Origin of the sequence: Dyadobacter bucti (assembly GCF_005869225.1) — a bacterium.
Taxonomy (GTDB): Bacteria; Bacteroidota; Bacteroidia; order Cytophagales; family Spirosomataceae; genus Dyadobacter; species Dyadobacter bucti.
Genome location: NZ_SWFP01000003.1, coordinates 469674 through 490554 on the forward strand (window position 1 = coordinate 469674; position 20881 = coordinate 490554).

The 20881-nt window shown below is 45.5% G+C and carries 13 protein-coding genes; 11 read left to right on the top strand and 2 right to left on the bottom strand.

Annotated elements, in window-relative coordinates:
* Positions 1-17: 17 nt before the first annotated feature.
* Complete coding sequence (locus FBF61_RS12070; RefSeq protein WP_138477477.1) at positions 18-1385, bottom strand: sigma-54-dependent transcriptional regulator; 1368 nt, start codon at positions 1383-1385, stop codon at positions 18-20.
* A 357-nt stretch (positions 1386-1742) separates the two neighbouring features.
* Between FBF61_RS12070 and FBF61_RS12075 the strand changes: the two genes are divergently transcribed.
* Positions 1743-2990 (top strand): efflux RND transporter periplasmic adaptor subunit, encoded by a 1248-nt coding sequence (locus tag FBF61_RS12075; RefSeq protein WP_138478093.1) that lies wholly within the window; start codon positions 1743-1745, stop codon positions 2988-2990.
* 57 nt (positions 2991-3047) lie between these two features.
* Here the strand turns inward: FBF61_RS12075 and FBF61_RS12080 are convergent, their stop codons facing one another.
* The gene (locus tag FBF61_RS12080; RefSeq protein ID WP_138477478.1) at positions 3048-3407 is read right to left on the bottom strand and encodes a four helix bundle protein; all 360 of its coding nucleotides are present in this window, start codon (positions 3405-3407) and stop codon (positions 3048-3050) included.
* A gap of 84 nt (positions 3408-3491) precedes the next feature.
* On the opposite strand from FBF61_RS12080, the gene FBF61_RS12085 reads away from it, so the two are divergent.
* From FBF61_RS12085 to FBF61_RS12130, 10 genes are all read left to right on the top strand, one after another.
* Positions 3492-4169 (top strand): ABC transporter ATP-binding protein, encoded by a 678-nt coding sequence (locus tag FBF61_RS12085; protein ID WP_138477479.1) that lies wholly within the window; start codon positions 3492-3494, stop codon positions 4167-4169.
* 156 nt (positions 4170-4325) lie between these two features.
* Positions 4326-4928 carry a lipoprotein 17-related variable surface protein gene (locus FBF61_RS12090; protein ID WP_138477480.1) on the top strand — a complete coding sequence of 201 codons (603 nt, stop codon included), beginning with the start codon at positions 4326-4328 and terminating at the stop codon, positions 4926-4928.
* Positions 4929-4939: 11 nt separating this feature from the next.
* Entirely contained in the window at positions 4940-7369 is a 2430-nt protein-coding gene (locus FBF61_RS12095; RefSeq protein WP_138477481.1) for an ABC transporter permease, read from the top strand.
* A gap of 103 nt (positions 7370-7472) precedes the next feature.
* Positions 7473-9884, top strand: a complete 2412-nt coding sequence (locus FBF61_RS12100; protein ID WP_138477482.1) for an ABC transporter permease — start codon at positions 7473-7475, stop codon at positions 9882-9884.
* Between the two features lie 167 nt (positions 9885-10051).
* Positions 10052-12520: an ABC transporter permease gene (locus FBF61_RS12105; RefSeq protein WP_138477483.1), complete on the top strand. Its 2469-nt coding sequence runs from the start codon at positions 10052-10054 to the stop codon at positions 12518-12520.
* Between the two features lie 87 nt (positions 12521-12607).
* Complete coding sequence (locus FBF61_RS12110; protein WP_138477484.1) at positions 12608-14992, top strand: ABC transporter permease; 2385 nt, start codon at positions 12608-12610, stop codon at positions 14990-14992.
* Positions 14993-15088: 96 nt separating this feature from the next.
* A complete protein-coding gene (locus FBF61_RS12115; RefSeq protein ID WP_138477485.1) occupies positions 15089-17479 on the top strand; it encodes an ABC transporter permease in 2391 nt (796 codons plus the stop codon).
* A 105-nt stretch (positions 17480-17584) separates the two neighbouring features.
* Positions 17585-19966: an ABC transporter permease gene (locus FBF61_RS12120; RefSeq protein ID WP_138477486.1), complete on the top strand. Its 2382-nt coding sequence runs from the start codon at positions 17585-17587 to the stop codon at positions 19964-19966.
* Between the two features lie 66 nt (positions 19967-20032).
* The gene (locus tag FBF61_RS12125) at positions 20033-20269 is read left to right on the top strand and encodes a hypothetical protein (RefSeq protein WP_138477487.1); all 237 of its coding nucleotides are present in this window, start codon (positions 20033-20035) and stop codon (positions 20267-20269) included.
* A gap of 17 nt (positions 20270-20286) precedes the next feature.
* Positions 20287-20571, top strand: a complete 285-nt coding sequence (locus FBF61_RS12130; protein WP_262712809.1) for a type II toxin-antitoxin system RelE/ParE family toxin — start codon at positions 20287-20289, stop codon at positions 20569-20571.
* Positions 20572-20881 lie beyond the last annotated feature (310 nt).

Here is a 20881-nt window from a genome sequence, read left to right on the forward strand (position 1 = left end):
CAGTGGCAAAAAGAATGTTACAAACCGTATTTCTCCATGCGCCGGTAAAGAGCTGCCCGGCTGAGACCCAATTCCCGCGCAGCATCGGTAATGTTACCGTTGAATCGTTTCATGGCTTTCACAATTAAGGTCTTTTCCATGTCTTCCAGGTCAAATCCTGTAGCGGTTGTTGGTGTTCCGCCGGAGCTTTTCAGGAACAGATCATCCGGTTGCAGCGTTTTTTCCTGCGACAGAATAACCGCTCTTTCTATGGCATGCTGTAGTTCACGGATATTCCCCGGCCAGTTGTACTGCTGCATTTTTTTAATGAGTGCGCTGCTGACATCGCTGACAGGCCGGTTGTATTTTTTACTGTATTGTTTGAGATAAAACTCCGCAAGGGCGCTGATATCCTCCGGACGTTCGCGGAGCGGTGGCAGGTCAAGTTCGATGGTATTGATCCTGTAGAGCAGATCCTGACGAAAAGTTTTTTCCACAACCATTTTTTCAATATTCATGTTCGTGGCGCAGATCAGGCGGACGTCGAGTGTGATCGGCTTGTTGGAGCCCACGCGGGTGACGCGCCGTTCCTGTATGACTGTCAATAGCTTAGCTTGAAGCGGCAATGTGAGGTTACCGATTTCATCCAGGAATATTGTCCCGCCTTTTGCTTCCTCAAACCTTCCGGCCCGGTCTTCTTTTGCATCGGTAAAGGCACCTTTTACGTGTCCGAAAAGCTCACTTTCAAAAAGCGTCTCGCTTAGTGCGCCAAGATCAACGGTTACAAATGGTTTGTCAGCCCGTTTGGAATGCTGGTGAACATGCTTGGCAAGCTGCGTTTTTCCGGTACCGTTTTCGCCCAGTATCAGAATGTTGGCATCAGTCGAGGCCACTCTTTCGGCGGTGTTCAGTACCTGTCGCATGGCTTCGCTCGACGCCACGATGGTATCCGCGGAGGACTTGCTTTTTTTACTGTCTTCCTTTGTTTTTTCTTCTGCTACGACGACCGGTTTATTGTTCCCTCCCTCGAGTGACATACTGATGGTAGTCAGTAACTTATCGTTTTCCCAGGGTTTGAGTACAAAATCTGTTGCTCCCGATTTTATCGCCCTGATCGCCATTTCTATATCCCCGTAAGCTGTGATCATAATCACCTTAGCAGCCGGATTGATGTCGAGGATGCGGTCCAGCCAGTGAAATCCTTCCCGGCCGCTGTTCACATCGCGGGTGAAATTCATGTCCAGCAGGATCAGATTGTAGTCCCCGTTGGTTACCAGAAAAGGAAGTTTTTGAGGGTTTTTTTCAATATCGACGGCTTTTGCGTGTCTTTTTAAGAGTAGTTTGGCTGCACTGAGGACATCGACATCGTCATCGATAATCAGAATTTTGGCTTCGGAGATTTGCATGGCTGGGTTTCTTTATTTAATTTTTATTCAGGGCAACGTAAAGAATTGAAGGGGGTTGTGTCTTTGCGACGGCAATTTATGGTTTTTACGATTTTATATCCGTGTTTGGAAAATTTATCCCCAAAAAAACTGCTTGTCCGAACGCGTACAGAAATGTCCGATAATGAACAAAATGGCTTGCTATTTGTTTTGTATTTCAATTGAATTTCAGTGAGTTGCGTCTTTATTTGTTTCGTGGCATAGTGATTGGATAGTATCTGTCAAAGTTAAACAGCGAATTCAATTACTATCAATATAATGGAAGTTAAAACACCTAACTCAACCAGCACCAATAACGGATTCTCCGGAGGCTCGTCAATGGACAAACTAAAACCCAAGAAATTCTGGACTACCCAGCGGATCGGAATCATTACCGGAAGCGTACTATTGGTTTCTTTTCTGGTCTATCAATTTTTCTTTGCAGATAAACGCAGCAAACTTAATGTTGAGCAGGATAAACTCACCATATCAACCGTAAGCCAGGGTAAATTTGACGAGTTCATCGTGGTGACCGGTGTTGTTCAGCCTTTGAAAACCATACAACTGGATGCAATTGTGGGTGGATATGTAACCGAAAAACTGATTGAAGGCGGTAATATGGTGAAGCAAGGCGACGTGCTCCTGAAACTCGAAAACCAAAACCTTAAACTAAGCTTTCTGCAATCTGAAACAGAAGCGAGCCGATTGGTAAACGATCTTCAGAATACGCGTCAGAGCTTGCGTATTGCTCGTTTTAATCTTCAAAAGACATTGAGCGAACTTGATTTTCAGATCGATCAGGCCAAAGACGCCCATGACCGTAACACCAAATTATACAAAGACAAAGTGATCCCGGACGCGGATTACCTGAAAACAAAACGCGAATTCGAACGTCTCACCAAGCAGCGGGAAATCGAAGTTGAATCGCAGAAATACCAGGAAGAAAACTCTAAAATGCAGATCACGCAATTGGAAGGTACACTGGCAAGCACACAGAAAAACGTAAACCTTTGGAGGCAAACGCTTGAAAACCTTTCGGTTAAAGCGCCGGTTTCCGGGTTGCTTTCGTCCATGAACGTAGAAGTGGGATCCAATATCAACCAGGGCCAGAACATTGGCCAGATCGATGATTTGAATGGTTTTAAAATGCGTGTCAGCGTGGATGAACACTATATTTCAAGGATTTTCGCAGGATTGCAGGGTTCTATGGAATTCAATGGCAAAGACTACGGATTAAAGATCATCAAAATATATCCCGAGGTTTTGAGCGGCAGATTTGAAGTAGATATGCAGTTTGAAAAAGGTGCTCCTGAACTGATCAAAAGAGGTCAATCGGCGCCGATCCGCTTGCAACTCGGCCAGCCTTCGCAGGCTACACTGCTGCCGGTGGGAGGCTTCTTCTCTGAAACAGGCGGTAACTGGGTATACGTAGTAGGAGACGACGGAAAACGCGCCGCCAAACGCAACATCACGTTAGGCCGTAAAAATCCTGAATATTTCGAAGTACTCGAAGGCCTTAAACCAGGCGAAAAAGTTATCACCAGCTCGTATGAGAATTTTGGGGATAATGAGGTGTTGGAATTCTGAAAGGGAGTAGGGAGGAAAGGGAGGAAGGGAAACAGGAGGAACGTTTGAGTTGGTAGATTAGAATTTTGTTTCTCTTGTTTTGATCAGGTTTTGCAGCATTGCTGATAGTATCTGAGTCTTTGCTACAAGTGAATTTCCCTTTTCTCTTTCAATTAACCCTATGCTCATTGCGATATAAATTTGAGTTCTTAGTTCACCAGACGAACCTTTTGCAATTCTTAAAAACCTTATAAATTCTTTGTTAGAATGACGTTCAAACCCTTCGGCTACATTGGAAGAAATAGAAACCGCGGATCTACACATCTGCTCTTTAAGGGAAAAATCCCTGCAACCGGCAAGCGACTCATACATCATGACGGCCAACGAAAGCCCATCTTGCCAAACTTTTAAATCTTCGAATTTTTCAACTTTTGACATAAATAAAAGGATTGGTACAAGGAGCAAGGTAGTATAAAAATCCTCCCCTTTCTCCCTCCTCCCTTTCCTCCAAAATTTACTGCTATGATCAAAATTACCAACCTGCATAAGATCTTTTCTACTGAGGAAGTGGAAACTACGGCCTTGAATGGCATTGACATGGATATCAAAGACGGCGAGTTTGTTGCCATCATGGGGCCGTCGGGGTGTGGTAAATCCACATTGCTGAACATTCTCGGGCTGCTCGACAATCCAAGTGAAGGGTCTTATGAATTTTACGGCACCGAGGTGGCAAAAATGTCGGAAAGGCAGCGTGCACAAATACGCAAAGGCAACATTGGTTTCGTTTTTCAGAGCTTTAACCTGATCGACGAACTTACTGTTTATGAGAATGTTGAGCTTCCATTGCTTTATCTCAAAACACCTCCCGCAGAACGAAAGGAGAAAGTGGAAGCTGCGCTGAACCGCATGAATATGATGCACCGCCGCAACCACTTCCCTCAACAGCTATCCGGTGGACAGCAGCAGCGTACGGCGATCGCGAGAGCGGTAGTGGCCACACCCAAAACAATACTTGCGGATGAGCCTACCGGTAACCTCGACTCCAAAAATGGCGAAGAAGTAATGAACCTGCTGAGCCAGCTTAACGCAGCGGGAACTACGATCCTGATGGTAACGCACTCCCCTTACGATGCAGGTTTTGCCCACCGCATTGTGAATTTGTTTGATGGAAAGATCGTAACGGAAAAAGTGCATGTTTAGAGGCTCTCGGCTGGCGGCCATCGGCAGTCGGTCACTGGCTCACTATGGCAGGTTTTGCATTATTATGAAGCAGAATTTTAGGATCGTGCGCGGATCAATATAACAAAGCCAGTAGCTGACAGCCAACAGCCGACGGCAAGAAAGCCAAATCTAACCATGAAAAAATTCCTGACTATTTTTCTCGCCGGTGTAAGTACACTGGCGATTGCCCAAAAAAGGGTTAACCTGAGCAGAAGTATTGACGATGACGGAAAAAAAATGTCTATCCGGGTACAGGGAACTGTCGACGGAAAGGAAGTCGATTTCGATAAGACATTTGAGGTAGAAGACCTGGATAAAGAAGAGCGTGCCGCATTCAGGGAAGAGATCCTGAACTCGATCGGAGCGGGTAATATGGATTTCCAGAAAACACAGCGTTCGCCAAAGGTCGCCGCTCCTCCCAAGCGAACGCCGGAAGTAGCCGCTCCGCCTTCCGAACCGGTCGTTGCTTATGTTCCCAACGATATGAACCCAAATGCTGCATGGTCGGCGGATATCAATGAACAGTCCGTTGCAAAAGGTATTTCACTTCCATTTACAAAGCTCATCAAATATAACAGGGAATCGGGGGAGCTATTCCTGAAGTATAGCTTTACAAGGAACAATGAAGAGTTCATTTATGAAAAAACGGTCAACGCAGCAGGTAAATCGGAAAATGAGCGTCAGAGCATTATAGACAATTTTGAGAACGAGATAGAATTGCCAGGACGAGGCATTTAATGGGATCAGAAATGTTAAAAAATTATTTCAAAATCGCGTGGAGGAACCTGCGCAAGCATAAGTTCTATTCCTTCCTGAATATTTTTGGCCTCTCACTCGGACTTGCAAGCTGTCTGCTTATCACCCTTTATGTCGTGGATGAGCTCAGTTATGACAAGTCATTTCTGCATGCCGACAGGATATACCGGATCAATTCCGATATCAAATTCGGAGGAGCCGACATGAAACTGGCTGTTGCGCCGGACCCGATGGCCTTTACTCTGAAAAAGGACTACCCGCAACTCGAAGCAGTGGCCAGGCTAAGGGAAAATGGAAGTTATCTGGTCCGCCGTACGGGATCAATTGATAATTTGAAAGAAGATCAGGTCGTTTTTGCCGATTCCACTTTTTTCAAGGTTTTCTCTACTCCGCTGGTTGCCGGTGATCCCAATACTGTGCTAACCGAACCTAACACGATGGTTATTTCGGAAAGGGATGCCAGTAAATATTTTGGTAAAGAAAATCCGGTTGGTAAAACACTCCTGCTCGATAACAAGCATACGTACAGAGTAACCGGTGTGATGGAAAACATGCCTGACCGCTCGCATTTCGGCGGTCTGAATATGCTGCTTTCCATGAGTTCCACCGACGAAAGCCGCCGGGATAACTGGGGCAGTCATAATTTCAATACCTATCTGTTGCTCCGGGAAGGTGTCGATGCACGCCAGTTTGAAAAGAATTTTGATACTGTCATTGAAAAATATACAGGGAAATGGGTGCAGAAACTCATGGGAGCTTCCCTCGCCGACCTGCGTAAATCCGGGAGCTACATTAAATATTCATTGATACGGTTGACAGATATTCACCTGAAATCTGACCGGACAGCAGAGATCGGCCCAAATGGTAATATTCAGTACGTTTACATATTTGGGGTAGTTGCGGTTTTCCTGCTTGTGATCGCCTGCGTGAATTTTATGAATCTGGCAACTGCGCGGTCGTCCAACCGGGCAAAGGAAGTAGGTGTAAGAAAAGCTCTGGGCTCGGAACGTTCCGCGTTGGTCAACCAGTTTCTCACGGAAGCAGTTTTACTCAGCTTTTTGTCGTTGGTACTGGCATTAATACTGGCGTACGCGGCATTGCCACTTTTTAATAATCTTGCCAGCAAACAGATCGTATTTCCATTTCAAAATATATGGTTTTGGCTCATCGTAATTTTTACGGGAGCATGGGTCGGTATTTTGGCAGGAAGTTACCCCGCATTTTTCCTGTCGGCATTTCAGCCGCTGAAAGTTCTTAAAAACCAGGTATCGCAGGAAGGAAAGGGTGGTTATCTACGTAATTCACTCGTGGTTTTCCAGTTTATGATTTCGGTGATGCTGATCGTTGGTACGGGCGTCATTTTCAGACAATTGAATTATATCCAGACTAAAAAGCTCGGTTTCAACAAAGACCAGGTACTGATTATCAATGATGCCTATGCTCTGAACAAGCAGGCCGCGGCGTTTAAGGAAGAGGTTTTGCAGCTTCCCAATGTCGAAAGCGGCACTATATCCAGCTATCTTCCGACGCCGTCTTCCCGAAGCGACAATACTTTTTTTCCGGAGGGACAATTGCAGCAGGATAAGGGGATCAATATGCAGCAATGGACTGTGGATCATGACTATCTTAAAACGATGGGCCTTGATGTGAAGAGCGGGCGAGGCTTTCTGGAAAACTATCCGTCAGATTCCACCGGCATTATCATCAATGAAAGCGCAGCAAAAATCCTGGGATTCGCTGACCCTCTTGGTAAAAAGGTATTTATGTTCCAGGATGCTCTCAACGAGAACAGAACCACCTATACAATTATAGGTGTTGTCAAAAATTTTCATTTTGAATCACTACGAAAAAATATCGGGGCGCTTAGTATGATCCTCAAACCAAGTTCCGGTTCCGTGGCGATCCGTTTGAAAAGCAATGATGTAACGCAAACCATCGCCAGCATTAAAAGTCTGTGGAAAAATATGGCTCCGGGACAACCGTTTAGTTACCGGTTTATGGACGATGATTTCGATAATGTGTACAGGAGCGAGCAAAGGGTTGGACAGATATTTATCACGTTTGCGGTGATATCCATCATCATCGGCTGTCTTGGTTTGTTCGGACTGTCGGCCTACACTGCGGAGCGCCGTACCAAAGAAATCGGGGTAAGGAAAGTGCTGGGCGCGAGTGTAAGCAATATTGTTACGCTGTTATCCACCGATTTCCTGAAACTGGTATTGCTGGCAATTCTGATCGGCAGCCCGATAGCCTGGTATGCAATGAACCTTTGGTTGAGCGAGTTCGTCTACCATATCAATATTTCCTGGTGGATGTTCGCCGCCGCCGGTCTGCTGGCGATCATCATTGCCTTGCTGACCATCAGTTTCCAAAGTATCAAAGCAGCATTGATGAATCCGGTGAAATCTTTAAAAACGGAATAAGGAGGAAAGGGATGAGGAACGAGAGGATTAGCATTACTCTATTCCCCTTCGTCCTTTTCCTCCCTTTCTTCCCTCCCAAAACGTTATAACCAAGCACAAAGCCATGCTCCAAAACTATCTCAAAATTGCCTGGCGTACTTTTTGGCGGGGTTCGGTGGTGAGTCTGGTTAATATTTCCGGGCTGGCGATTGGCCTGGCGGTGACTTTGCTTATCGTATTATATGTTGCGCATGAATATAGCTTCGACCGTTTCCATTCCGATGGCGAGCGTGTGATGCGGGCGCAATTCAGGCATTTTGAAGGAGAGGAGCTTTACACAGTTTCTGCGATGTCGTTTGGTTTTGCCGGTGCGGTAAGAAATGCGTCGGATCACATTCAGGATTTTGGAAGGATTTCTGAAAAAGGTTTTGGCAGCAAGCTCATTAGAAGCGATGCAAACCATGCCTGGTTCGAACCGGATTTCCGTTTTGCAGATGAAGGTTTTTTAAGATTGTTTTCCTTTCCATTTGTGCTGGGTAATCCTGAAAATGCTTTAAAAAATCCCGGAACCGTATTGCTCACGGAAAAGTCGGCAAAGAAGTATTTTGGAACGGTCAATCCGATGGGCAAGACCATTGTATATGATAAAAGACATTACCTGCTGGTGGTGGGGGTGTTGAAAGATCCGCCGGCAAATTCATCTGTACAGTTTGATTTTTTGGCGGACCTTCGCACTTTCCGCGCCATTGAGGTGGCAGGTTACAAGGCAATGATGGATGAAAAGACTGCAAGGCAGTGGACTGACAACATCGGGACCGGCGGGGCTTACGAGACGTATTTTCTTTTACATGAAAAGGGCAGTCATCGGGAGATCGAAAAACTGATCCCAGGGCTTCTCACGGAGAGCGAGAAAATCCGGGAATCAAAAGATTCCTACAAGCTTTTACCACTTTATGATGTTCACTTTTCATTGATTGCACCTGATTCGCAGGAAAAAGTGATGATCTTTTCGGCCATAGCGGGCATGATCCTGATCCTGGCGCTGATCAATTATATAAATCTCACAACTGCCCGTTCTTCGGTCAGGGGCCGCGAAGTTTCAGTCCGGAAGATTGTCGGGGCAGCGCGTAAAGCACTTGTCGTGCAGTTTTATCTCGAATCAGTTTTATATGTGACGCTGGCCTATGTACTGGCTTTCTTGCTGTTTGTCACATTACAACCAGTTTTTTATAAAACACTGCACCTGAATATAGACAGATCATTCCTGCTTACCCCGTTTTTTCTTATTCCGGCGGCGGCGTTCTGGGTTGTGAGCGTACTATTGTCAGGAAGTTATCCGGCATTGCTGTTATCGGGATTTACGGCGATCAAAACATTGAAAGGAACGACAGGAAATGCAGATGCCGCATTGAAAATCCGTAAAGGACTCACAGTATTCCAGTTTACAGTCTCTATCGCACTGATCATCGGTTCGGTGCTGGTGAAGCAGCAGATGGATTTCTTTCTTCAAAAGGATCTCGGGATCGACCGGGCAAGAGTAGCGACTGTTTTTCTGGATTCCGAGGACGGGCTGGACAAACATTACAAAATAATCCGGGAAGAGGTTAGCCATATCAAAGGAGTGGAAGCAGTGACTGCGTCCAATCTTCTGATGTACGGTGATTATATGAATGCCTGGCGTATCAAAAGAATTGATGCGAAAAAGGAAACCGACGCATATACCTATCCGGTCGACGAGGAATTTATTAAAACCATGCATGTGAAATGGGCTGTTGAACCATCAAAAAAAAGCGGATTTAATACAGGAAATGCGATTGTGATCAATGAAGTTGCGGCCAGACAATTAGGGATCAATGCTAAAAATTACCGTCAGACTGTTGACCTTGGAAATGGCCTGACGAAGGAAGTTGTGGGCATCATCGAGGATTTTCATTATGTGAAACTGGCCCAGCAGATCAGGCCGATGGCGCTTTTCGTCGGGAATGACACTACTTTCCGGAATTATCTCTATATAAAAATAAGCAAGGGCGCATCGGTCCCCGAAACGATCGCAGCCGTACAGCGTGTGTATAACCGGTATAAAACGATCAAGCCTTTTGAATACGCGTTTCTGGATGACACTTACCGCTATCTGTATGCCAGTGAGCTGGAAATGGGAACGATCGTTTCGTCGTTTACCGCTTTTGCTATTCTGATCGCGAGTCTCGGATTGTTCGGGTTGGCTACTTTCACAGCGGAGCAGCGAACCAAAGAAATCGGTATCCGTAAAGTGTTGGGCGCCAGTGTTTCAGGTATTGTGTCTTTGCTTTCCAGGGATTTTCTGACATTGGTTTTAATAGCAGTCCTGATATCTTCCCCCGTAGCCTGGTGGGTGATGGGAAAATGGCTGGAAAGCTTTGCTTACCGCATTGAAATCGAATGGTGGGTATTCTTCCTTGCAGGAGCAACCGGGATTGTCATTGCACTGCTAACAGTCGGTTTTCATAGTATCAAAGCTGCCTTGATGAATCCGGTGAAGGCGTTGAAAGTGGAATAGAGGAGGAAGGAGGAAAGGGAAGAAGGAGAGAAGCTATCGCCGAGTTGTACTCGGTGCACACTATTCCCCGAGTTGTACTCGGAACAGAAAAAGCCCCAAAAATAAACTTATAAACGTAGCCCCAGACAGCCGAAAGCTGATAGCAGAAAGCCGATAACCCCACCGCCATGTTTAAAAACTATCTCAAAATCGCCCGTAGAAATCTGTGGAGAAACAAGGCTTTTTCAGCCATTAATATTTTTGGCCTTGCCCTGGGTATGGCTGCATGTTTCTTCGTGTTTCAGTATGTTTATTTCGAAGAAAGTTACGACCGGTTCAATACCAACGCCCCGCATATCTATCGTGTTCCGATCTCGTATTCGGGCAGTATGGCCGATGTACCTACTACCGCGACCAATCACCCTGCACTGGGCCCGGCTATGAAAGCCGATTTCCCGGAAGTGGTCGATTACGTCCGGGTTGTGGGCGTTTCGCTTTTTATGAATGCCTCTACGATGTCTTACAACGCAGGCGCGGGAGAACCCAAGACATTCAACGAGGACAAGATTTTTATTGCAGATCATTCGTTTTTCAGGGTATTCTCTTACCCGCTGGTGTCCGGCGATAAAACAAGCTGCCTGTCGAAGGAAGGTTCGACTGTGATCTCCGAGACAACTGCGAAAAGGTATTTTGGTACAGGAGAGGCACTGGGCAAAGTCCTTCAGCTGAACGGCCGGATGCCCATGAAAGTAACCGGTGTTTTTAAAAATATTCCTGAAAACTCGCATATCAAGTTCGATATGCTGATCTCATTCGAGACCGTCGGCCACGACTGGGGTTTTACAGAATGGACCTGGCCGGAATTTTACAATTATGTGGTACTCGCTCCGGGGACTGATGTCAAGAAGCTTGAAGCCAAATTTCCGGCTTTTATAGAAAAATATCTGGGAGCGAAAATGCGGGAACTCAATTTCCGGTCGAGCTTTCACTTGCAGCCGGTTACGGATATCCACCTTAATTCCAATTACCTGAAAGAGGCTGAGGCAAACGGAAGCCAGAAAGAAATTTATTTTCTGGCCGTGATCGGTGTATTTATTCTTTTCATCGCATGGATCAATTACATCAATTTGTCCACTGCCAAATCCATGGAACGTGCCAAGGAAGTAGGACTCAGAAAAGTGGTCGGCGCGATTAAAAAGCAGTTGGTGACCCAGTTTCTGCTGGAATCTTTGATCATCAACATCCTCGCGCTTTTCGTCGCCGCGGTTATTATTGTTTCCTTTATCCCATTTTTCAACCAGTTTATCGGGAAGGATATCAGCACCGGTTTCTTCTCGACCGGCCTGGGCAATGAGCCGGTGTTCTGGATAGCAGTGGCACTCGTTTTCAATGTCGGCGCCTTGATGGTCGGCGCTTATCCCGCATTTGTCCTGTCTTCTTTTTTACCGGCCAAGGTATTGAAAGGATTGGTTATCCAGTCCAAAGGCAGTATTTCGCTGAGGCGTGTACTGGTGTCGTTCCAATTCACCCTGTCTATTATTCTGATCGCCGCCACATTCGTGGTTTTTAAGCAGTTCAATTACATGCGCAATGGGAGCCTTGGGTATAAAAAAGATCAGGTGCTCATCGTGAAAGCACCCGTGATTTCTGACACTACCATTTTTGCCAAATACAATTATTTCAAATCGGAAATGCGCAACACTGCCTCCATTTCCAATGCAACTGCCACTTCCGACATCCCCGGAAATATGATCCGTTACCGGAATTCGGTAAGAAGGGCTGATCAGGACAAGCAGCATAATTTCACAACTTACCTGATGGAAATCGACGAGAATTTCATTCCGACCTACAAAATGGCACTGGCGGCCGGGAAGAATTTCGAAAGCAATGATTATTCGGAATTGGACTCTATAGCTACGACAAAAGTGCTGATCAATGAGGAGGTGGTGAAAGCGCTGGGATACAAGTCGGCTGAGGAAGCCGTCGATCAGAATATCAAGTTCAAGCTAGGGCAGTTTGACGTGCCTTGCAAAGTGCTGGGCGTGGTAAAAAACTTTCATCAGCGTTCATTGAAAGAGAAATATGACCCTGTTTTATTCTACTATCCGTCCCGCACGGAATGGAAATATATATCGGTCAATATGAAGGGTGCCGGAGCAGCCAAAACCATTGCAGATGTTGAAAAGCTCTATAAAAAAGCTTTCTCAGGGAATCCGTTCGAATACTTTTTCCTGGACGAATATTTCAACAGGCAATACCAGGCCGACAGCCGCCTGGGAAATGTGTTTGGCCTTTTTGCAGTGCTGGCTATTGTGGTCGCCTCTATGGGGCTGCTTGGGTTGTCAAGCTTTGTGATCAGGCTGCGCACAAGGGAAATCGGTATCAGAAAAGTATTGGGTGCGTCGGTGCCCGGCTTGCTGGTTTTGATGTCCAGAGATTTTGTGAAACTCGTCCTTATCGCATCAGTGATCGCAATCCCGGTCGTGTATTTCGTTGCCCGCGAGTGGCTCAACAACTATGCGTTCCACATGGGACTGGGAGTTTCGGTGTTCCTGGTACCGCCGGTGTTATTGCTGACTCTTACACTAGCAACAATATGTGCCCAAAGCCTTAAAACGGCGATGACGAATCCGGTGAAGAGTCTTAGAAGTGAATGAAGGAGGAAAGGGAATAAGGATACGCTTCCTCCATTCTACCTTTCCTCCCTTTCTTCCGATTAAATCCTACATCCAAAACCCAGAACTATGCTTAAAAACTATCTAAAAATCGCCGCCAGGAATTTAACGAGGAACAAGGTTTTCTCTGTTATTAACATTGCTGGTTTGTCGCTGGGGCTGACATGCTGCATGCTTATTGTTTTGTATACCAAAGACGAGGTTAGCTTCGACAGGTTTCAGGAAAACAAGGATCAGCTGTACAGGGTCAATGTAACCATGTCAACCCCGGAAGGGACTCATAATATCAGCAGTACCAACTACATTCACGGCCCGAGTTTCAAGCAGGAGATTCCGGAAATAAAGGAAATCGTCCGCGCCCAGACCAGCTCATTTGTGACCAAAAAGGGAAATGACCTGCTCAATGAAGATGTCCTGTTTGCGGACGATAATTTCTTCACGGTATTTTCAATGCCTTTGCTTTACGGGAATGCTAAAACGGTTTTGTCGGACATTCATTCCATTGTATTGTCCGAAGAGCTCGCGGAAAAGTACTTCAATACGAAACAGGCTGTCGGCAGAACCATGGAGCTGAAAGTGGACGGTAAATTTGAGTCCTTTCTTGTTTCGGGTGTTGCTAAAAAATGTCCGCAAAACTCTTCCGTGCAATTCAAAGCCGTTTTGCCATTTAAATTCCAGGAGGCCAAAGGCTGGACCAATTCTGAGTGGCTGGGTTTTTACATGAACACATTCGTTTTATTGGAAAAAAAGGCGGATTATCTGGCTGTTTCACCAAAGCTGGACCAGGTTTTTATCAGTAAATCAGCCGAGGAGATCAGTAAGATCAAGGATTTTAATCAAAAAATTCACTTCTACTTACAGCCTTTTCTTGAAATACACCTGGATGACAAGTCTGAAAACACAAGAAACGGACTCGCGCACGGCAGCAGCCCGATTTACTCCTACATTCTTTCCGGGATCGCCATATTCATTCTCATTATTGCCTGCATCAACTTCGTAAACCTCACCGTCGCACGGTCGCTGAAACGTGCCAAGGAAATCGGTGTCCGGAAAGTGGTTGGCAGCCAGCGGAAACAGCTGATGTACCAGTTTTTGGGAGAATCTTTCTTTTTGTCTTTTCTAGCATTCACGCTGGCCATTGTATTGACCCAAATCGTTTTGCCTACTTTTAATGAGCTGGCCAACAAGCAACTGGCGCTATCCTATCTGATGGATATCAAGCTTGTTTCCGGCTATCTGGCCCTGTTTCTGGTTACAGGGTTAGTAGCAGGTTTTTATCCGGCGATGGTTTTGTCGGGGTTCAGTCCGGCTCAGACTCTTTACAACCGGACGCGGCTTACGCAGAAAAATTACCTTACAAGAGGGTTGGTTGTATTCCAGTTTGCGCTCTCGGTTTGTCTGGTGATTGGTACAATTGTGATCTATTCCCAGTTTAAATATCTCACCAACAAGGATTTGGGTTATAATGACAAAAACCTGATGAGTTTTAGTCTTGGCAGGGGAGGTGCCGGAGAGCAGGCGCGGGAAAGCGTTATGAATGAACTGAGAAACCGTGCGGGAATTGAAACCATTGCAGCGTTTAATGGTAATTACAATGGTACCGGCGCAAAGATCGGAGAGCGGGAAATCAGTTTCGGATATATTGGTGTGGACGATAATTTTCTGAACGCACTGCAGATCCCGGTTATAAAGGGACGTAACTTCTCCAAAAGCTTTGCCTCCGATCCGACAGACGCTATCGTGGTTAATGAAGCATTTGTAAAGGAAACTGGCTGGAAAAACCCCATTGGCAAGCAGGTCGACTTTTTCTGGAAGGAGAAAAAAATGACGATCATCGGTGTGATCAGGGATTATCATTATGCCTCGCTTAAAGAAAAGATCAAGCCGCTGGTGCTCACGCAGGACCCTCATTATGGCCTGGGTACTATTTATCTGAAACTCAATACAGGCGATATTCCGGAGACCATAAAAATGGTGGAGAGCGTATTCAGAAAACATGTGCAGTTCACACCTTTTGAATACAAGTTCGAAAACGAATCGAATTTGAAACGGTATGAAGCGGAAGCGAAGTGGAAACAGATGATCACGCTGGCGGCCATATTGTCTATTTTTGTTTCGTGCATCGGCTTGTTTGGGCTGGCGACTTTCAATGCTGAATCACGCGTAAAGGAGATCGGTATCCGCAAGGTACTGGGAGCCTCTGTGGCCAGCATCACGGCACTGTTATCCGCGGATTTCGTAAAGCTGGTACTGATCGCCATCATCATATCCCTGCCTGTTTCCTATTACGCGGTGAATATCTGGTTGCAGGATTTTCCTTACCGGATTGAAATATCCTGGTGGTATTTCGCAATCTCCGCCGTTCTGGCGATTGCAATAGCACTGCTTACAGTAGGTTATCAAAGTATAAAAACCGCCATGCTTGATCCGGTGAAATCTTTAAGAACGGAGTGATGGAGGAAGGGGAGGAGGGAGGAAGAATAATTAATTCACCCGGCCCCCTTCGTCCCTTTCCTTCTTTTCCTCCTTTCATCCTTACTCTCAAAAAAAATGCTCCCAAACCACCTAAAAATCGCTTTCCGGAATTTGTTGAGTTCCCGGCTTTTTACCTTTCTGAATATTGCCGGGCTTACCGGTGGAATGGTGGCGGCTGTGTTTATCCTTTTATGGGTACAAAACGAGCTCAGCTTTGATTCTTACCACATAAAGTCTGAACGGATCAGCCGCGTTATCACGCATCTTCAGGTCAGCAAGGAAGAAACCTGGCACTGGTCCAGCACGCCGCTTTTGCTCGCCGAACAAACCAAAGTTGTCCCGGAAATTGAAATGATTACGCGGAAAAATAGCGCAGGCAACCTGCCTATTAGGATCGGTGACCGGAAAATCGTCGGGGAAAATGCAGTGCACGTCGATTTCAACTGGTTTCAGGTTTTCGATTATACTTTTGTGGACGGTTCGGCAGCTCAATTTGCTTCCGGGGTGCGGACTATTGCCATGACGGAATCCAAGGCGAACGAGCTTTTCGGAATGTCTGAGGCAGCAGGAAAATTGTTGCGAATTGATACAATAGATTATGTTGTTGCCGCGGTTTTCAAGGATAATCCTGCTAATTCGAGCTTTCAATACGATTACATTTTGCCATTGTCGGCATATCTGGCTAACCCACAGAATTTCCAAAATGATAATAGCTGGAACCAGTTTAACTACGAAACTTTCATTGTATCAAGACCAGATGCTGACCGAAAGAAAGTTGGGAAAAAGTTGACTGCAATTATATCCGCTTTTAAAAAAGACGACGATGGAAGACCTTCAACCAACACTGTTCTGGAAGCGGAAGCATTGACCAATATTCACTTCAATAAGGAAATTCAGGGTGCAGGACAGGATAAAGGCGACCGGACAACGATCTATATATTTTTCGGATTGGCTATGGTGATCCTGCTCGTTGCCTGTATCAATTATATCAATCTCACCACGGCCAGGGCAAGCGTGAGGTCCAAAGAAGTGGGTATTAAAAAGCTCCTGGGAGCCAGACACGCGCATCTTTTCGGGCAGTTTATGACAGAATCTATTCTTACCTGCCTTGCAGCCCTTACGCTCGCATTGTATCTGATCTACGTTTTAACCCCAACCTTTAACAGCCTCACCGGAAAAACTTTCACTTTCTCATTCGGTAATCCGGCCCTTTGGTACGTGCTGGTAGGCACAACGCTCTCCGCTATTATCCTGACAGGCATTTACCCTTCTCTTTTGCTTTCTTCTTTCAAGCCTTTTGACACCATCAGAGGAAGTAATGTCCTCGGTTCCTCGAACGCGGGTTTTCGCAAGGGTCTTGTGGTCGTTCAATTTACGGTGACGGTAGTTTTTCTGATTTCTACGTTGATTGTATATCGGCAGATGAAGTTTATCAGGGAAAAAGAGCTCGGTTATGACCGCTCCCATGTTCTTGCTTTCAGGTTGCCGTGGGGCATGAAAAATAAGGTCGATCCTAAAACAGTAAAGAGCCGATTGCTGTCCCATTCGAGCATCGCCGATGTGACACTTTCGAGCCAGAGTATCGTGCAGATCAATAGCAGCACAACGGGTTCTTATGACTGGGACGGACGTCCGAAGGACTTTAACCCAACTGTTTCACAAATTGCAGTGGAGGACAATTTTGCAAAAATATTTGACCTGAAAATAACCGAAGGCCGGTGGTTTGCGGCTGACCGGGTTGCTGACAAAGAGCACGTCATTTTGAATGAAACGGCCGTTAAAAAGCTCGGTTTAAGAAAGCCGGTAGTGGGAAAACGGTTTCATTTTCAGGGTAAAAAAGGTGTTGTTTTGGGTGTAGTAAAGGATTTTCATTTTAAAAGTCTTCGCGATAAAATCGAGCCGCTCGTATTGTACAATGACACCGGTTTCAGTCTGGGTATGTATGTGAAAATACAACCGGGCAGGGAAGCCGAAGCTATTCAGGCGGTAACGAAAATATGGGAAGGAATGATCCCCAATCATCCTTTGGAATACAAATTCCTGGATGATACTTACGATAACCTCTACAAAAGCGAAACGCGGACTGCCACATTGTTCAACACTTTCACGGTTATAGCTGTCCTGATCTCGTGTATGGGATTATTTGGTCTGGCTACTTTCACTGCGGAACGGCGTGTGAAGGAAATAGGGATACGAAAGGTGCTGGGCGCGTCAGTAGCAGGGATTGTTTCGTTGCTTTCTGCGGATTTCATTGTGCTCGTTCTGATCTCCATCTTGGTCGCGTCTCCGATAGGGTATTATTTTATGAAAAAATGGCTGGAAGGCTTTGAATACCGCATCGAGCTGAGCTGGATCATGTTTGCCGCCGCAGGCATTTCGGCTATTCTGATTGCTTTATTTACAATCAGCTACCAAAGTATAAAAACAGCGCTGACAAACCCGGTGCAGGCGTTGAAGAGTGAGTAGCTGCTGGTTGATAGCTATTGGCTGTTGGCTTTTAGCTTCCTTTGCATACAGAAGATAAACGGATTGATTGTTCAAATAATAAAGCTGACAGCTGATAGCCAAAAAATGTTCAAAAACTACGTAAAAATCGCTCTTCGTAATCTCTGGAAAAACCGGATGTTTACAGGAATTAATTTGCTGGGACTTTCGCTGGGATTGGCCAGTGCCGGCGTACTGATCCTTTTTATTCAGAGAGGAATCACTTTCGATACTTTCCACAAGGATAATGATCAGATCTATTTTGTTCAGACTGAGGACAAGGAGAGCCGGTATAATCAAACTGTTTACCCGATCCTTTCCCAACTGGTGAAGACTTACCCGGAAGTTGAAACCGGTACGCATGTGCAGGGCTGGAACAATGTCTGGATCAACTACAAGGGAAAGGACATTCAGGGCGGCACCAAGTATGTCGATACCACTTTTTTCGATGTGTTTTCTTTCAAGCTCCGATATGGTAATCCCGAAACTGCATTGAAAAGGAAACAGTCGATCATCATCGATAAGAGGATCGCGGCTTCTCTTTTCGGAGACAAAAATCCGATCGGGGAAACGGTAACCGTCAATGATACGGTGAACTTTAGTGTTTCAGGCGTTCTGGACGATGTTCCTGCCAATTCATCTGTTCAGTTTGAGGTGCTGGTGCCGATTTCGAATCTGGAAGCTGATAAGAATTTCAAAGAAAATGCGGATTGGTACAATACGTTCGCGACGGTTTATCTTAAATTAAAAAAAGGCGCAGATGTCGGAAAGCTGGAAGCAAAACTCCCTGCATTCGCGAAAGCACATTTTTCGAAAGATGCTGGTCACCGGAAAATCCGCGTGGTACCTTTCAAAGATTTTATACATTACGAAAACCCGGCTTTTAAATGGATGATCAATGGCGCAATTGCCATTGTGGTTTTTATCTTGCTGATCATCAGTATTAATCTGCTTAATCTCAACACGGCAATAGCGTTTACCCGTGCGAAAGAAGTGGCTGTCCGGAAGGTAACAGGCTCTACATTACGTCAGATTTTGACCCAGTTCTGGACAGAATCCGGTATTGTGCTGACAGCTTCACTTTTGCTTTCGATGTTGTTCGGAATCATATACCTCGTGCCTCAGTTTAATGAATTCCGCAAAGAAAGAATGCAGCTGATCGTGACCTGGGAGCAGGATTATGTGACAATTCTGACCCTCGTGGGAATTATCAGTCTGATTGCCATTATCGCGGGTACTTATCCGGCATTGTATCTGAACAAGCTCGATATCAGGGATACGATCAAGGGAAAACTTTCCAATAAACCGCAGGGGCGTGGCTGGACAAAGGGAGGCCTCATTGTGGTGCAGTTTGTGATTTCAATCGGGCTTGTTATCGGCGCGGTGGCGATCAGAAAACAGGTGAGTTTTATGAGGGAGGCAGATCTTGGGTTTAACAGAAACAACATTGTGGTCGTTCAGGCCGACAGGCAATATAAGGACGAAGCGGCTGCTATGAGCCAGTTTAAGCCGATCCTGGATAACCTGATCAGGAATTCAAAGGTAAAGAGCCTGGCTACTTCAGGCGTTGTGCCTACCAAATACTGGTTTAACTACAACGTATATCTGCCGGATGGGGACGCTAATAAGGAAATCAGGTTCAGGCATGTCGGGACGGGTTCGAGGTATGCGGAGACTTACGGGATAAAGATGGTGGAGGGGAGGGATTTTTCCGATGAACTGGATAAAAACGGAGAAAATCATCCGGTTGTGATCAATGAGGCTGCGATGAAGGCGATGGGCTGGAAAACGGCGGTTGGTAAGCGGTTAAGGCAAAAGAACAATCCGGAATTTTATACGGTGATCGGTGTTATGAAGGATTTTCATTATCAGGAATTAAAAGAGAAAATAGAACCATTGCTGCACTGGTATGATGGCCCGGCAGCTTTGAATAGCTACCTCAGCATTCAGTTTCAAGATATAAGTCAGGCTAAGCCTTTGCTGGCAGATATGGAAAATGATATGATGAAAATTCCCGGGAAAAAACCTTTCAGCTTTTTCTATTTGTCCGACGAATTAAGCCGCCAGTATAACCATCTCGACGGTATCTGGAAAATGATCAATTTTGTAACGATACTTTCAACTGTCATTGCGCTCGCCGGCATTTTCGGGCTCATTACGCTCGCCGCAAACCAGCGGACAAAGGAAGTTGGTATCCGGAAAGTGTTGGGTTCGAGCGTGATCGGGATAGCGGTGTTGTTGTCCAGGGATTTTGTTATCCTGGCTTCCATTTCCATCGTAATCGCGATTCCGCTGGCGTACAGCTTTTCAGTGAATTACCTGCAGAGTTTCGAGTACCACATTTCACTGGAGTGGTATGTTTTTGCACTGGTGGGATTGCTCTCATTGGTTTTAACCGTTATCACAGTCGGATTTCAAAGCATCCGGGCCGCGTTGACGGATCCCGTGAAGAGCTTGCGGAGCGAGTAGGGTATTGTTAATTGATTGATAAATTCTTAAATTCATTTTTACGATTAGTTTGAATGATGTCAAGTTATGCCAGTCCAAACCATAGATTCACAGATAGTTGACTATCTCCCACTGCTTGGTGAAGAAGAAAAAAGATCTATTTTGGGGGTTATCAAGTCTTTCGTGTCTTTGAGAAAAAAAGAAGTGCAAGAAAGGATCTCGATTGAGCAGTATAACGAGGAACTGGACAATGCATTGGAAGAAATACGCGCTGGGAATTTTCTAACGCAGGAAGAGGTCGAGAAGCTATCTTCCGAATGGTAAATGCTGACTAAAAAGTAGTGTGGAGCAAAACTGCCTTGAAGTTTGCCGAAATATATGCTTACATTCTGGAAGATTCTTACCAAAATGCCCAGGCCGTGAGGAAGAAAATACTGGAACAAGTGGCAGGCTTAAATAAAGACCCAAAACGTTACAATCCCGACAAATTGAGGCTTGATAATAACGAAGGTTTCAGGGCATTCGAAGTGTATAAATTTCGTGTAACGTTCTATGTTGATGAAGAAAATAAAATAGTCAACATTCTTCGTGTGCGCAGTACCAAGCAAGAGCCGCTTACTTACTAATTTTTACGCCAAGCATAAACAGTTACCGAACAAAAGTGCCCAAAACCGCACACTTTTGTTGTTTGTAAAAAAATCGTAATCCATTGATAGATAGTATGATGGTGGTATCTGAGGAGCTATAAGTACCAGGTTTCACAGGTGTGGTATGTTTTTGCGTTGGTTGGAATTTTCACAATCGTTTTGACCGTCCTTACAGTCGGATTCCAAAGCGTACGTGCCGCTCTGACAGATCCTATGAAGAGCTTGCGGAGTGAGTAGGATTTCGAACCATTTGAAATTCATTTGAGTTGAACGTTAAGGATATTGTGGT

Bases quoted from the DNA above. Each gene is read 5' to 3' on its own strand.
- FBF61_RS12080 (WP_138477478.1), bottom strand. From the start codon at position 3,407: ATGTCAAAAGTTGAAAAATTCGAAGATTTAAAAGTTTGGCAAGATGGG.
- FBF61_RS12125 (WP_138477487.1), top strand. From the start codon at position 20,033: ATGCCAGTCCAAACCATAGATTCACAGATAGTTGACTATCTCCCACTG.
- FBF61_RS12070 (WP_138477477.1), bottom strand. From the start codon at position 1,385: ATGCAAATCTCCGAAGCCAAAATTCTGATTATCGATGACGATGTCGAT.
- FBF61_RS12095 (WP_138477481.1), top strand. From the start codon at position 4,940: ATGTTAAAAAATTATTTCAAAATCGCGTGGAGGAACCTGCGCAAGCAT.
- FBF61_RS12085 (WP_138477479.1), top strand. From the start codon at position 3,492: ATGATCAAAATTACCAACCTGCATAAGATCTTTTCTACTGAGGAAGTG.
- FBF61_RS12075 (WP_138478093.1), top strand. From the start codon at position 1,743: ATGGACAAACTAAAACCCAAGAAATTCTGGACTACCCAGCGGATCGGA.
- FBF61_RS12105 (WP_138477483.1), top strand. From the start codon at position 10,052: ATGTTTAAAAACTATCTCAAAATCGCCCGTAGAAATCTGTGGAGAAAC.
- FBF61_RS12110 (WP_138477484.1), top strand. From the start codon at position 12,608: ATGCTTAAAAACTATCTAAAAATCGCCGCCAGGAATTTAACGAGGAAC.
- FBF61_RS12115 (WP_138477485.1), top strand. From the start codon at position 15,089: ATGCTCCCAAACCACCTAAAAATCGCTTTCCGGAATTTGTTGAGTTCC.
- FBF61_RS12100 (WP_138477482.1), top strand. From the start codon at position 7,473: ATGCTCCAAAACTATCTCAAAATTGCCTGGCGTACTTTTTGGCGGGGT.
- FBF61_RS12120 (WP_138477486.1), top strand. From the start codon at position 17,585: ATGTTCAAAAACTACGTAAAAATCGCTCTTCGTAATCTCTGGAAAAAC.
- FBF61_RS12090 (WP_138477480.1), top strand. From the start codon at position 4,326: ATGAAAAAATTCCTGACTATTTTTCTCGCCGGTGTAAGTACACTGGCG.